Source organism: Saccharothrix ecbatanensis, assembly GCF_014205015.1.
GTDB classification, from domain to species: Bacteria; Actinomycetota; Actinomycetes; order Mycobacteriales; family Pseudonocardiaceae; genus Actinosynnema; species Actinosynnema ecbatanense.
Genome location: NZ_JACHMO010000001.1, coordinates 1377166 through 1391588 on the forward strand (window position 1 = coordinate 1377166; position 14423 = coordinate 1391588).

At 69.6% G+C, this 14423-nt stretch carries 11 protein-coding genes; 7 read left to right on the forward strand and 4 right to left on the reverse strand.

The annotated features are described in order from the left end of the window. Nucleotides 1–86 precede the first annotated feature (86 nt). On the reverse strand, nucleotides 87–2339 hold the full coding sequence (locus F4560_RS06090) for an NHL repeat-containing protein (RefSeq protein WP_221483362.1): 2253 nt from the start codon (nucleotides 2337–2339) through the stop codon (nucleotides 87–89). 317 nt (nucleotides 2340–2656) lie between these two features. Here F4560_RS06090 and F4560_RS06095 point away from each other — a divergent pair, with 317 nt between their 5' ends. Further along, complete coding sequence (locus F4560_RS06095; protein WP_184917347.1) at nucleotides 2657–3817, forward strand: low temperature requirement protein A; 1161 nt, start codon at nucleotides 2657–2659, stop codon at nucleotides 3815–3817. Here F4560_RS06095 and F4560_RS06100 read toward each other — a convergent pair. Next, entirely contained in the window at nucleotides 3789–4403 is a 615-nt protein-coding gene (locus tag F4560_RS06100) for a hypothetical protein (RefSeq protein WP_184917350.1), read from the reverse strand. The two genes, F4560_RS06095 and F4560_RS06100, sit on opposite strands and share 29 nt — an antisense overlap. Nucleotides 4404–4632: 229 nt before the next feature. Further along, complete coding sequence (locus F4560_RS06105; protein WP_184917352.1) at nucleotides 4633–6132, reverse strand: LVIVD repeat-containing protein; 1500 nt, start codon at nucleotides 6130–6132, stop codon at nucleotides 4633–4635. Nucleotides 6133–6283: 151 nt separating this feature from the next. Here F4560_RS06105 and F4560_RS06110 point away from each other — a divergent pair, with 151 nt between their 5' ends. Further along, nucleotides 6284–6907, forward strand: a complete 624-nt coding sequence (locus tag F4560_RS06110; RefSeq protein ID WP_184917355.1) for a DUF305 domain-containing protein — start codon at nucleotides 6284–6286, stop codon at nucleotides 6905–6907. A 60-nt stretch (nucleotides 6908–6967) separates the two neighbouring features. On the opposite strand, the gene F4560_RS06115 is transcribed toward F4560_RS06110, so the two are convergent. Beyond that, nucleotides 6968–7984, reverse strand: coding sequence for a LacI family DNA-binding transcriptional regulator (locus tag F4560_RS06115; RefSeq protein ID WP_184917358.1), 1017 nt, complete (start codon nucleotides 7982–7984; stop codon nucleotides 6968–6970). 154 nt (nucleotides 7985–8138) lie between these two features. On the opposite strand from F4560_RS06115, the gene F4560_RS06120 reads away from it, so the two are divergent. From F4560_RS06120 to F4560_RS44195, 5 genes are read left to right on the forward strand one after another with little or no spacing between them, the layout of a single operon-like run. Then, nucleotides 8139–10043, forward strand: a complete 1905-nt coding sequence (locus tag F4560_RS06120) for a glycoside hydrolase family 127 protein (RefSeq protein WP_184917361.1) — start codon at nucleotides 8139–8141, stop codon at nucleotides 10041–10043. Nucleotides 10044–10084: 41 nt separating this feature from the next. Continuing rightward, on the forward strand, nucleotides 10085–11341 hold the full coding sequence (locus F4560_RS06125) for an ABC transporter substrate-binding protein (RefSeq protein WP_312868584.1): 1257 nt from the start codon (nucleotides 10085–10087) through the stop codon (nucleotides 11339–11341). Between the two features lie 7 nt (nucleotides 11342–11348). Next, a complete protein-coding gene (locus tag F4560_RS06130) occupies nucleotides 11349–12290 on the forward strand; it encodes a carbohydrate ABC transporter permease (protein WP_184917364.1) in 942 nt (313 codons plus the stop codon). Beyond that, nucleotides 12287–13102, forward strand: a complete 816-nt coding sequence (locus F4560_RS06135) for a carbohydrate ABC transporter permease (protein ID WP_312868587.1) — start codon at nucleotides 12287–12289, stop codon at nucleotides 13100–13102. The genes F4560_RS06130 and F4560_RS06135 overlap by 4 nt, the downstream gene beginning before the upstream one ends. A gap of 32 nt (nucleotides 13103–13134) precedes the next feature. Then, complete coding sequence (locus tag F4560_RS44195) at nucleotides 13135–14421, forward strand: hypothetical protein (protein ID WP_246477746.1); 1287 nt, start codon at nucleotides 13135–13137, stop codon at nucleotides 14419–14421. Nucleotides 14422–14423 lie beyond the last annotated feature (2 nt).

A 14423-nucleotide genomic window follows, 5' to 3' on the forward strand; every position in this document is an offset into this window, starting at 1 on the left:
GTCCCGGCTTCACGAGGACCGACTCTCAGTCCACAAACGACCCCGCTGGTAGCCGCATCACGTGCGACTACCAGCGGAGCGGGAACTCAGACGCGGCAGGGGCTGCCACCGCGCTCGCGCGGCAACGGCTCCACGTTCGCCTTCGCCTCACCGAGCACCACGTCGGTCAGCAGGGTGTCCAACGCGAACGCCTGCTGCACGACGCTGTTCGGCGTGATCGTGGTGCTGTTCAGCTTCAGCGAGCCGATCACCAGCGGGATGGTCAACGGCGCGCTGCCCACGTCCACCGCGAGCCCGTTGATCCGCAGGCTCGCGATCCGCGACTTGCCCGCGAAGTGGGGGTTCATCGCCGCGTCGCACGTCACCGACGCGCTCGCCTCGATCACGCCGACCTCGATGTTCACCAGCAGGGTGGAGATGCGGGTGTACTCGATCCGGGCACTGGATGACGTGCCGTCACCGGGGGCCGGTGGCGTGGCGAGCAGGTCGTCCGGCGTCTGGTTCGTCTGCGCGGTCAGCGCACTCGCCCGCACGGTCAGGATGCCCGCGGACAGGTTGACGTTGGCCACCGCCTTGGCGTCGTCCACGCACGGCACGTCCGGCGGGTTGGCGCGGGCCACGATGATCCCGGCCAGGTTCAGCGCGGTCGCCTGGCAGGAGAACACGCCGGTCCGCTTCGACGTCTTGATCCGCAGGTCCGACAGCACCGGCGTGTCACCGGACGGGCTCGCGGTCAGCGTCGCCCGGACCTCGACGTAGCGGCCGACCCGGGCGAACTTCACCCCGTTCGACACGGGCGTGAACGTCTCGCCGGCCAGTCCGGCCTCGGTGTCGGACGTGCGCGCCTCCACCGTGATCGACGTGCCCGGCGGCACGCTGCCCTGGGCCTCGGTGTTCCAGGTGACGGTGCCCCAGGTCTGCCCCGCGACGCCGCCGTCCTGCACCACCGACCACGTGCCGACCGGCGCGGTGATCTCGCCGAGCACCGACCCGGTCATGTCGCTGTAGTTGTACGGCCCCGCGCCCGGACCGAGGTCGACGGTCAGGTCGACCGCGCCGACCGGGAAGCTGCCGCCGCCGATCGGACCGGCGTCCGGGTCGATGCGCTGGGCGTTGTTGGAGTTGATGTTGGTGACCCACACCTTGCCGTTGGTGTCGACCGCGACACCGGTGGGGCCGTTGCCGCCGGGCAGGACCACGTTGCCGACGAACGTGCCGTCGGTGCGCAGGTGACCCACGGTGTTCGTGCCGTTGTCCAGCGCGTGGGCGACCCAGACGTTTCCGTCCATGTCGACCGCGACGCCCTGTGCGCGCGGGTGGCCGTGCGGGAAGGAACCGAGGATGTTGCCCGCCGCGTCCATCTTGACCGTCCGGCCGGAGTTGACCTGGGTGTGCCAGATCTCGCCGGTCTGCGGGTCCATGCCGAGGCCGTAGTCGCCGTGCGTCGTGTCGAGGCACGCGCCCGTGCCGCTGCCCGGCTCGTACCGCAACAGGTTGGTGCCGTAGCGGGCGGACCACAGCGTGCCCGCCTTGTCGACCAACCCGCCGTAACCGCCGCAACCCAGGCTGAACGGAGCGGTCACCGGCGTGCCGTCCACGCCGGAGATCTTCTGGTGCTGGGTGTTGGACCCGCCGGTCCACAGGTCGTTGTTGGAGTCGACGGCGACCGTGCGGGTGTTCGTGCCCGCGACCCGGCTGTAGGTGATCAGGCACTCGTCGGCCGCGGTGGTCACGCCGCCGTTGCTGTCGGCGCCGCCCGCGTTGGTCCACGGCCGGATGTCGCCGAGCCCGCGCGAGGTGGCGATCAGGCCGTCGCTGTCGCGGTCGAGGCAGGTGTTGTAGCCGAACGGCCCCTTCAGGTAGTCGCCGGCCGGGTTGGCCGTGCCGTCGGAGTTCGTGCGGGTGCCGCCGCGGATCACGCCGACGCGGGTGACCGAGCCCTTGCCGCCGGAGGCCTCGTTCCGGTTGGACAGCCAGGTGTTGCCGAACTTGTCCACGGTGGTGCGGGACGGGTTGCGCCCCTGCCCGTCCGGCGCCGACAGCCACTCGCCGACGATCTCGCCGGTGTCCACGTCGATCCGGACCATCGTGCCGCGCGCGGAGGCGGCCACGTTGACGTACGGGAAGAACACGGTCTGGCGGTTCAGCTGGAGCTGATCGTTGTTCGGGGCGTCGTGGTTGACGTCCTGGAGCACCCCTTGGTCGAAGTCCGCGTCCAACGTGTAGAGGACGTCCTCGCCGGAGACGGGTGCGGCCGACGCCGACGGCACGCCGACGACGAAGGGGAGCAGCAGCGCGCCGACGGTGGCCAGCGCTAGGGATCTTCGTGGGTGACGCATGGATCTGCCCTTCTGATGGGTTCGGGGGAATTCGGGGCATTTCCGTCACGTGACAACCCCATGTCGAGCGCGGAACGGAACGCGTTACCCGGCCGGGAAATGCGGGTTGGCAATTCGGCAGAAATCGGGTCCGCCATTCAGCCATTTCCGAACGCGGCTCGTTCCATCGGCCCAGCCATGCGATCCGGACGGTCACCGTTGATGTTGCCGCGTGCGCCGTTCGGCCCAGACTTGTGGGCCGATCCGGGCCGATCCGGCCTGTTCGCCGCCGGCCCCGCGACAAGCGGCCCGGTGGGTGTGAAGGCATGATCCGGCACATGACGACGTGGTACCGGCGGATGAAGGCCCGGCGGGCGGACGAGGGCCACCGGGCGGCGACGCCGTTGGAGTTGCTGTTCGACCTGTGCTTCGTGGTGGCGGTCGCCTCGGCGGCGGCCAAGCTGCACCACGCGCTGTCGGAGAACCACATCGGCGCCGGCGTGCTCGGCTACCTGCTGGTGTTCTTCGCGATCTGGTGGGCGTGGCTCAACTTCACCTGGTTCGCCTCCGCCTACGACACCGACGACGTGCTGTACCGGCTCACCACGCTGGTGCAGATCGGGGGCGTGCTGGTGTTGGCGGCGGGCGTGCCGCGGGCGTTCGACGAGTCCGACTACAGCGTGATCACCCTTGGGTACGTGGTGATGCGGCTGGCGATGGTGGCGCAGTGGCTGCGTGCCGCGAAGTCCGACCCCGAGCGAAGGACGTGCGCCCGGCGGTACGCCCTGGGCATCACGCTGGTCCAGATCGGCTGGGTGGCCCGGCTGTTCCTGCCCGAGAACCTGTTCCTGGTCGGCTTCCTGGTGATGGCGGTGGCGGAGCTGGCGGTGCCGGTCTGGGCCGAGCGCGCCGGGCAGACGACCTGGCACCCGCACCACATCGTGGAGCGGTACGGTCTGTTCACGCTGATCGTGCTGGGCGAGTCGATCCTGGCCGCGACCGGCGCGATCGGCGCGGCGCTGGACGCGGGGCACGCGAGCTTCGCCCTGATCTCGCTCGCCGGGGCCGGGCTGGTGATCGTGTTCTCGATGTGGTGGCTGTACTTCGACTACCCGGCGCACGACCTGCTCGACACGTTGAAGCGCGCGATCACCTGGGGTTATGGGCACTACCTGGTGTTCGCGTCGGTGGCGGCGGTCGGCGCGGGGCTGGAGGTCGCGGTCGACTACGACCTGCACGTCGCCCACCTGCCGACGACGGCCGCCGGCCTGGCCACGACGGTGCCGGTGGCGGTGTTCCTGCTCGTGCTGTGGCTGCTCCAGGTGCGGCCCCGGCCCGGAACGGCCCGCTGGGCGTTCCCGGTCGCCGCCGCGCTGGTGCTGGCGGTGACGTTCACGCCCGCGCCGATCCACGCGGTGGCCGTCGTGCTGGCCGCGCTCGTCGTCCTGGTGCTCGCCGGCCGGCGTGGCATCAAGGACGACGAAGTTTCGTCAACCTGACCCGTTCCGCCTCGGACAACGCCGAATCCGTCAACACGCGCACACCGCGCGCGCCGATGGGCAGGCCGTTCACCGAAGTCACCCACCCCGTCGGCACATCGGTGAACAACGTGACTTCCGGCGTGCCCTCGAAATGGCCGTAGCCCAATACCGTCGACCGGTTCACGCTCGGTCCGTTCAGCACCACGTAATCCTGATCGGCCAGGGCCGGGTCGGTCACCCACGGCACCTCGTCGCCCAGCGTCCAGCCGCCGACGCCGCCGTAGCGCAGCAGGAACGTGCGCGCGTGGTTGATCGTGATCACGTAGTGGTGGTCGGACTCCGACTCGACCGCGATCGGCGTGCGGGCGAACGTCAGGCCGTAGGAGACGCCCGCAGTGCGCAGCGTCTGCGAGAACCCGGCCGGGCCTCCGCCGCCGGTGCTGATCGCCCGCGACAGCGCGGACCACGCGCCGGTGGCGGTCTGGTTCGGCAGGCGCGCGCCCGGCCACGGGTCCCGAATGGTCATACCGCCCCAGATGAGGCGTACGGCCGGAGCCGGCCAGACATTGTCACGCTCACCCCGGTAGAGGGTCATGTCCGGCATGGGAATACTCCTCGCGAGGAATTCGTGAAGAGGAATCGTCCCAGATCCTACGCGGGGCCGGTCAGAATGTGGACGGATTCACCGATTAGGAGTACCGATCCGCGTGAATACGATGTTAAAAGGGGGAATATGCAGTGTTCACACACCGCCATGTGGATGACGGGCGGACGAAGGGGCCCGCCGCTGGTGTGCGGCGGGCCCCCGTGGTGCGTCTGCTGTGCCGTGCCGACTACCTCGGGAACAGGTCGCGGTAGGCGCCCTGGGTCTGCACGTTCAACTCACCGACGCGGATGGCCTTCGCCGGCGCGGTCCGCGGGTCGCGGATCTCCAGCACGTCGAAGCCCTTGGCCATATCGGACGAGTAGATGTAGCCGTTGTAGTAGTACGCCGACCACGAGCCGCCGCCCTTGCCGTCGGGCAGCGGGCCGCGCTCGAACCAGCCGATCTCCTTGGGGTTGGCGGAGTCGGTGAAGTCCCAGATCGAGATACCGCCCTGGTACCACGCCTGCACCATGATGTCGCGCCCGTGCACCGGGATCAGCGAACCGTTGTGCGCCACGCAGTTCTCGGTGTCGCCCTGGGTCCGGGAGATCTTGTAGTACGAGCGGAACTCCAGCTCGCGGGCGTCACCTTCGCCGGTGACGTCGTAGATGCCGTCCGCACCGCGGGTCGGGCCGATCTTCTCGTTGCACGTCGCCGCGCCGCCGCCGCCGAGCTCGTCGGTGAAGACGACCTTGGTGCCGGCGTTGTTGAAGGTCGCCGAGTGCCAGAACGCGAAGTTCACGTCGTCCTGGACGCGGTCGATCTCGCGCGGGTTCTCCCGGTCGGAGATGTCCCACAGCACACCGTCGCCCATGCAGGCTCCGGCCGCGACGTCCTTCGCCGGGTACACGGTGATGTCGTGGCAGCCGGAGGTGGCGCGGACGTAGCCGGTCTCCACCGTGCCGTCACGACCGGCGTTGCCGCCGTCCGGGAACATGATCCGCTCGCTGAGCAGCGAGGCCGCCGCCGGGTTCGCCAGCGGCACCTTGACGATCGAGATCAGGTCGTGCGGCGGCTGGCAGTCCGGGAAGGTGGCGCTGGGCCCGTACGACGAGACGTACAGGTAGACGTCCTTGCCGGCCTTGTCCGGCACCAGCGTGTGCGTGTGCGAGCCGCACTTGGTCTCGACCGCGGCGACGTAGCGCGGGTTGGTCTTGTCGCTGATGTCGAAGACCTTGATGCCCTCCCACGCGTTCTTGTTCGTCGCGGCGAGCGTCGTGCTTGAGCAGGAGTTGTCCGAGCGCGAAGAGTCGGTCGACAGGAAGAGCAGGTTCCCGCTGACCGAGATGTCGTTCTGCGAGCCCGGGCACCACACGGAAGCCGCGATCTTCGGCTTGTGCGGCTTGCTGATGTCGTAGACGACGAACCCGTCGTAGTTGCCGTCGAACGCGTAGTTGCCCTGGAACGCCAGGTCGGACCACGTCGAGGAGGCGGTGAAGGGTGCCGGCTTCGGCAGGTTCGCCAAGTGCTTGATGTTGCGGGTGTGGCGGATCTCGTCGACGCCCGGGATGCCGGTGGCCGACTGCTCCTGGCTCGACAGTTGGGTCTCGGACAGTCCGGCGAGGTCGGCGTCGTCCGGTGCGGCGGCCGCTTGCGGCCCCCAGGTCAGGACGGACAGGCTGAGCGCGAACGCGCCCAAGGCCGCGACCGACGTTCTGCGCCGTCCGGTCGAATCGCGTACATCCATTCAGGTTCCCCTTCCAACCCATGCAGGGCCCGCAGTATTACCCGTTCGCAACGCTAAAGACCAGGGCTGATCGGAGGTAATTTTGTGGCTTCCCGCAGGTCGGATGGCCGGGTAGGTTGGCGGCCGACCGGAGGCATCAGGGGGTAACGGTATGCGGATCGTGTTCGTCGCGGTGTTGGTGGCCGTCCTGGCGGGCTGCACGTCCACGGCGGACGACCAGCCGTCGATCATCGTGCCGCAGGGTCCGGGCGAGCAGGCGCAGACGATGTCGCCCGAGGACTTCGGCACGGACAAGTGGGTCGCGCCGAGCGAGGCCGACCTGAAGTACGTGGCTCGGATGATCGTGCACCACAAGCAGGCGTTGGAGATGTCCGCGCTGGCTCCCGAACGCGCTCAGAACGAGACCGTGCGCGGCCTGGCGTCGCGCATCTACGACACGCAGGGGCCGGAGATCGGCGCGATGGAGCAGTGGCAGCGGCAGTACGCCGAGGCGGCTCCGGGGCACGGTCACAGCGCCGACCTGCCGGACGTCGGCCACGAGTCGATGCCCGGCATGGCCACGGCGGACCAGATGGCCGCGCTGAAAGCGGCCACCGGCGCGGACTTCGACCGGCTCTACCTCCAGCTCATGATCGCCCACCACGAGGGTGCGGTGCGGATGGCGGTAGAGGTGCTGTCCTCGGGCCGGGACGTGCGGGTCGAGGAGATGGCCAACGACGTGGCCGTGTCCCAGGCCGACGAGATGGAGCGGATGAAGGCGATCACCATCCCCTGATGTGCCGCCTGCCGGCGGGGCGTCTGGTCGGGCGGGGTGTCTGGTCGGGCAAGTGCTTGGTCAGCGGGGTGAGGTCGACTCGCGGACGACCAGTCGGCAGGGGTGGCGGATCACGCCGCTGGGGCGTTGGCCGTCCAGGGCGTCGAACAGGTAGCGGGCGGCCGTGGTGCCCAGGCGTTCCAGGTCCAGGTCGACGGTGGTCAGCGGCGGGCGGCAGTCGGCGGCGAACTCCTCCCAGTTGTCGTAGCCGACGATTGCCACGTCCTCGGGAATCCGCTTCCCCATGTCGGTGAGGGTGTCCGCGACGCCGGTGGCGATCTGGTCGTTGCCGCAGAACACCGCGTCCACGTCGGGATCCGTCGCGAGGAGCATCCGGGCCGCGTGCCTGCCCCACCGCTGCGACCACTCGCCGTACAGCGGCGCGCCGCCCGCGAGGGTCAGGCCGTGCTCGCCCAGCACCCGGTGCAGCGCGGTGACGCGGTCGCGCGCCGCGCGGTAGGTCTGCGGCCCGGTGATGTGGCCGATGTGCTTGCGCTGCAACGACACCAGGTGTTCGACGGCCAGGCGCGCGCCGCCCTCGTCGTCGGCGATCACCGACAGGTCGGTCGGATCGCTGGACTCGCAGTAGACGTAGACCACCGGCACCGGGATGTCGCGGGTCAGTGACGGCCGGATGTCGTTGTCGTCGCCCAGGATGATGAACCCGTCGACCTGCCGCGCCAGCAGCGTGCTGATGTAGTGCCGACGGCGGATGGCGTCACCACGCGCGTCGCACAGCAGCACCGACATCTGCTCGTTCGCCAACGCGTTCTCCGCGCCCAGGAGGATCGGGATGGCGAAACGTCCGCCGAGTTCGTCGGTGAGCAGCCCGATGGTGCGGGTCCGCCCGGAGATCAGCCCTCTGGCCAACGCGTTCGGCTGGAACGACAACTCGGCGGCGGCCCGCAGCACGCGGTCACGGGTCGCGGGCGCCACCTCGTCCCGGGCGTTGATCGCCTTCGACGCGGTGGAGATCGACACGCCGGCCAGCCGCGCCACGTCGCTCAAGGTCACCGCGTCCGACCGCCGTCTGCCCATCGAAAGCCTTTCGAAAAGTTTGTCGATTGCCGAACCGATTGTAGGCGCACTTCACGAGCGTGAACCAAGTGCTTCACGGTACCGGGGAAGACGATTGCCGAAAAGGTTTTCGGCTGCCACAGTCGGAACGAGCACCGGACCGCGGGAGGTTGGGATGACAGTGACGTCGCCGGACAGCACTGCCGTCGGAGGACGCCCCGTCGTCCCGGCACGCGGCGCGCTCCGACCGCTGGGGCAGGACGAAGTCCGGATCACCGGCGGCTTCTGGCACGCCCGCCAGGAGGTCAACGCCGCCGCCACCCTGCCGCACGCCCGGTCGTGGATGGACCGGCTCGGCTGGACGGGCAGCTTCACCGGGCCCGACGCCGCCCCGGTCGACCGTCGTGGCCGGGAGTTCACCGATTCCGAGGTCTACAAGCTGCTGGAGGCCATGTCCTGGGAGGTCGGCCGTGGCGGTGTCGCGCTGGAGGCGCGGATCGCCGAGCTGACCGGAATCGTCGCGGCGGCGCAGGCCTCGGACGGCTACCTGCACACCGCGTTCGGTCGCCCCGGCCAGCGCGACCGGTACAGCGACATGCTGTGGGGCCACGAGTTGTACTGCACCGGGCACCTGCTCCAGGCGGCCGTCGCGCGGGCTCGAACCGGTGGCGGTCAGGCGGATCCGTTGCTCGCGGTGGCCCGCCGTGCCGCGGACCACGTCTGCGACACGTTCGGCCCCGACGGCACGCCCGGCGTGTGCGGGCACCCCGAGATCGAACTCGGCCTGGTCGAACTGTTCCGGCTTACGGGGGAGCGGCGCTACCTGGACCAGGCCGCGTTGTTCGTCGACCGGCGAGGCCACCGGACGTTGCCGCGCCACCACTTCGGCTGGACCTACTTCAGCGACGACCAGCCGGTGCGGCAGACCACCGTGCTGCACGGCCACGCGGTGCGCGCGCTCTACCTGGCCGCCGGCGCGGTGGACGTGGCGGTGGAGACCGGTGACGACGAGCTGCTCCGGACCGTCGCGGCCCAGTTCGACCGGACGTGGGCCCGGCGCACCTACCTGACCGGCGGCATGGGCTCGCGGCACGCCGACGAGTCGTTCGGCGACGACTTCGTGCTGCCCGCCGACCGGGCGTACTCCGAGACGTGCGCCGGGGTGGCCGCGATCATGCTGGCCTGGCGGCTGCTGCTGGCCACCGGCGACGGGCGTTACGACGAGGTGATCGAGCGCATCCTCTACAACGTCGTCGCCACCGCGATCGGCGACGACGGCCGCTCCTTCTTCTACGCCCACACCCTGCACCAGCGCACGGCGGCCGAAGCGCTCCCGGACGACGAGGAGCAGTTGGGGTTCGGCGGCGGGCCGCGCGCGCCGTGGTTCGAGGTGTCGTGCTGCCTGCCGAACGCGGCACGGCTGCTGGCCGCCCTGTCGTGCTACCTCGTCACGGTCGACGACACCGGGCTCCGGCTGCACCAGTACGCCGACGCGGAGATCTCCACCTGCCTGGCCGACGGGCGTGAAGTCGGGTTGACCATGCGCACCGGCTTCCCGGACGACGGCGTGGTCACCGTGCGCGTGACAAAGACTGACGACCGACCGTGGTCGATCACGCTGCGTGTGCCGCAATGGGCGGAGGGCGCGGAACTCGTGACCACGTACGGGCGTCGTCACGTGTCGGCGGGCGACATCGTCGTGTACCGCAAGTTCGCGGTGGGCGAGGAGATCCGGCTGGAACTGCCGATGCGGCCGCGGTTCACCGCTCCCGACCCGCGGATCGACGCGACGCGCGGGTGCGTGGCGGTGGAACGCGGGCCGCTCGTGTACTGCGCCGAAGCGGTGGGCGACCTCGACCTGGACTCCCTGCGCGTGGACGAGTCCGTGCCGCCGGTCGACACGGCGGCGGGCGTCGCGGTGCGCGCCCGGTTCGACGTTCCAGGCGCGGAATCGTGGCCCTACGGCCGCGCCGAGCCCCGATCGGCCACCACACCGACCACCTCGCTCGACCTCGTGCCCTACCACCGCTGGGCCCGGCGCGGCCCGTCGACCATGCGGGTCTGGCTGCCCGCCACCTGACCCGTCCAGACCGCTTTCGACCGTGCTCAAAGGAGAGACCGGTGACGACAAGAGCTGTTGCCTCCGCCGTGATGGCGGCCGTGTTGGTCCTGGCCACGGCGTGTGGCGACCAGGGAACGGACAACGCGGACGACGGCGCGGTGCTGACCCTGTGGACCCGCGCCGCGACCGAATCGGTGTCCAAGGCCTACGCCGACGCCTACAACGCCACCCACCGCAACAAGGTGGAGGTCACGGCCTACCCGAACGAGGAGTACCCGGCCAAGCTGGCGTCGGCGGCGGGCGCGAAGGCCCTGCCGGACCTGTTCGCGTCGGACGTGGTGTTCGCGCCCCAGTACGCCTCGCAAGGGCTCTGGGTGGACCTCACCGACCGGCTCGCCGGGCTCGCGGTCAAGGACCGGATCGCGCCGTCGCACGTGCGGGCCGGAACATGGGAGGGCCAGAACTACGCGTTGCCGCACACCATCGACTTATCAGTGCTGCTCTACAACAAGGACCTGTACGCGCGGGCGGGCCTCGACCCCGAGAAGCCGCCGACCACTCTGCGCGAGTTCGCCGACCACGCCCGCAAGGTCGACCAGCTCGGCGGTGACGTGAACGGGACCTACTTCGGCGGCAACTGCGGCGGGTGCGTCGAGTTCACGCTCTGGCCGTCGGTGTGGGCCGCGAACGGCGACGTGCTGGACGCCGAGGGCGAGCAGGCGACGGTCGACTCGCCGGAGATGGCGGACGTGTTCGCCCTCTACCGCGCGCTGTACGAGGAGGGCGTGGCCGCGCCCGCGTCCAAGGACGAGGCCGGGCCGACCTGGCTGGGCGCGCTGCGCAGCGGCAACGTCGGCATCGCGCCCGCGCCGTCGGTCTGGCTCGACGCCCTCGAACAGCAGGGCCTGCGGCTGGGCGTGGCCCCGATCAGCGGGCTGACCGGCGGCGAGTCCACGTTCGTCGGCGGTGACGCGCTCGGCATCGGCGCGACCACGGAGAAGGTCGAGCAGGCGTGGGACTTCCTGGCCTGGACGACGTCCGACGAGGCGCAGGTGGAGGTCGTGGCCAAGAACAAGGGCGTGCCGACCCGCACCGACCTCGCGGCGAACAAGTACTCGTCGGCGGACCCGCGCACGGTGCTGATCAACGGCCTGGTGGCCAAGGGGCGGACTCCGTACGCGCGGAACTTCAACGTGTCGTTCAACGACCCGCAGAGCCCGTGGCTGCAAACCGTCCGCGGCGCGCTGTTCGGTGACGCGGGCAAGGCGTTGGCCGACGGCAACAGCGCCATCACCAAGTCGCTCCAGCAGGGCTGAGACCCGGATGTCCACGACTACGACGTCACGCCCGACGGTGCGCGACACACCACCTCGGCAGACCACGCCGCGGACCGGACGTCGGCTGCGCGCGCTGGTGGGCGCCGCGTACGCCGCGCCCACGGCCGTCATGGTGGGGCTGTTCTTCCTGGTGCCGTTGGCGCTCGTGGTCTGGATGTCGCTGAACCGCTGGCCGCTGCTGGGCAAGCCGAAGTTCAACGCGCCGGCCAACTACAGCGGCATCCCCGAAGACGAGCTGCTGCGCTCGGCGGCCTGGTTCACGGTCAAGTACACGGTGATCATCACGGTGCTGCTGTTCGTGGTCGCGTTCGGGTTGGCCCTGCTGGTGCAGCACCGGCGACCCGGCGTGGGCTTCTTCCGGACCGCGTTCTTCCTGCCCATGGCGGTCGGCTTCGCCAGCGCGTCACTGCTGTTCCTCGGTTTCCTCAGTGACGAGATCGGGCCGGTGACCGACCTGCTGTCGTGGCTGGGCCTGGTCGATGGCTACGTGTCGTGGACCAGCGGCAGCCCCGATTCCGCGCTCGCGTCCGCCGTGCTGCTCGTGCTGTGGAGGTTCGCGGGCTTCACCATGCTGATCCTGTTGACCGGCCTGCACGCCATCCCGCCGGACGTCTACGAGGCCGCACGGGTGGACGGCGCGAACCGGTGGCAGACGTTCGGCCGGATCACGCTGCCGCTGATGCGGCCGACGATCGCGCTGGTGCTCACCCTGATGACGACCGGCTCGCTGCTGGCGTTCGACCAGTTCTGGATCCTCACCCGCGGCGGCCCGGACAACAGCACCACCTCGCTGGTGATGGTGATCTACCGGGAGGCGTTCGTGCGGCTCGACCTCGGTTCGGCGGCGGGCATCTCGGTGGTCCTGCTGGCGGCGCTGCTCGTGTTCAACGCCATCCAGTTCCGCGTGCTGCGCCGGAGGTCGTCGTGACCGGCGTCGGAGTGAAGCAGAACGCCCGGTGGGGCTACTACGTCACCGGCACGGCGCTGGCGATCCTGTTCCTGTTCCCGTTGGTGTGGAGCGCTTTCGCGTCGGTGCGCACGGACACCGGGTTCGGGTTGGAGAACTACGACCGGCTGTTCAACTCCGCCAACGGCGTCGAGTTCCGGCACGTGCTCAACAGCGTGATCGTCAGCGCGCTCACCGTCGGCGGCACGCTGTTCATCGCCACGCTCGGTGGCTACGCGTTCGGCCGGTTCAAGTTCCCCGGCCGTGACGTGCTCTTCCTGCTCACGCTGGCGATCCTGATGGTGCCGTACGCGACGATCCTGATCGCCCTGTACGTGCTGCTCGGCCGGCTGGGGCTGGAGGACTCGCTGATCGGGCTGAGCCTGGTGCTCATCACGTTCCAGCTGCCGTTCTCGGTGTTCATGATGCGCAACTCGTTCGAGGCCGTGCCGGTGGAGCTGGAGGAGTCGGCCAAGGTCGACGGCTGCACCAGCGTCGGCACGCTCGTCCGGATCATGCTGCCCGCGGTGCGGCCCGGCCTGGTCACCGTGGGCCTGTTCGCGTTCCTGACCTCGTGGAGCGAGTTCTTCGCCCCGCTGATCCTGCTCAACTCGACCGACAAGTTCACCACCACGCTGGCCGTGGTCAACCTGCGCACCGCGAGCCACGGGTCGATCGACTACGCCGCGCTGGAGGCGGGCGTGGTGTTCATGGCAGTGCCCTGCCTCGTGCTCTTCGCCGCCATGCAACGCAGCTATGTCCGAGGGTTCACCTCCGGCGCAGTCAAGGGCTGAACCCGTTCCGGCACACCGGAAGGAGGATCGCAATGTCGCGATCCTGGAAGAGAACAGTGCTTTCCGTCATCGTGGGCGCGGTCGCCGTCAGCGGCGCGGTCTCGCCGACCACCGCCGTGGCCGCGCCCGGCGACAACCTCGCGTGGACCGCGACCGCGAGCGCGTCGTACACGTCGCCGTGGGAGAGCGTCGCCGCCGTCAAGGACGGCATAGACCCACCGCGCTCCAACGACACGCAGAACCCGCGCTGGGGCACCTGGCCGAACCAGGGCCAGCAGTGGGTCGACCTGACGTGGACGGCCACCCAGACGATCCGGGCGGCCGAGGTGTACTTCTTCGACGACGGCGGCGGCGTCCGCGTGCCCGCGTCGTGGAAGCTCCAGTCCTGGAACGGCAGCGCGTACGTCGACGTCACGGGTGCGAGCGGGTACCCGATCGCGGCGGACCGCTACAACCTGGTCACGTTCACCGCCGTCAACACCACCAGGCTGCGGGTCCTGCTGAACAGCGGCACGGCGTCCGTCGGCCTGCTGGAGATCAAGGCGCACACCAACGCGCCCGGCAACCCCGGCAACCCCGGCAGCTGGAACCCGCCGTCGAACCTGGTCACCCCGCTCAACGAGGTGTGGGCGCACCAGGAGAGCACTTACGGCGACCTGTACGGCTTCCGCAACTACGGCTGGGACCAGGTGTTCGCCAACGGCGGCTACCTGAACTTCTGCGTCCGCTGGGACTCGCCCGCCCCGGTGTCCGTCGCACTGCGCGACCAGATCCACGCCAAGCTCAGCCAGCAGTACAAGAAGTGGATGGACGTCATGGTGGGCCACAACAACTGGCCGTACGCCACCGTGCCGATCAAGGTCGTCGGCTGGGCCGTGCGCGACCGCGCCCAGTTGCAGTGGACGGACTCGTCGGTCGACATCTACGTCAACAACATCCGGGAGAACGCGCCGCAGTGCGCCGAGGCGTGCGGCCGGTTCTTCAACCGCAACGGCAGTTACCCCGACTGCCCCGGCGGCACCCCGCGGCACTACGACCAGTCGTTGTGGCTGACCACCGGGTTCGGCGGCGGCGCGGGCGGTGACTGGGGCCAGCGGATGGCCAGCGAGTACTTCGTGAACAACCTGAACAACGACAGCATGACGATCCTCCTGCACGAGATCGGCCACACGTTCGGGCTGGACGACTTCTACGACTGGACGCCGAGCGGAGTGGGCGGCTTCATCATGAAGGCGGGCAGCTCGTCGACGATCACCGAGTTCGACATCTGGATGCTGCGCGACTGGTGGCGGCACCTGAAGAACCGCTACGGAAGGTGACG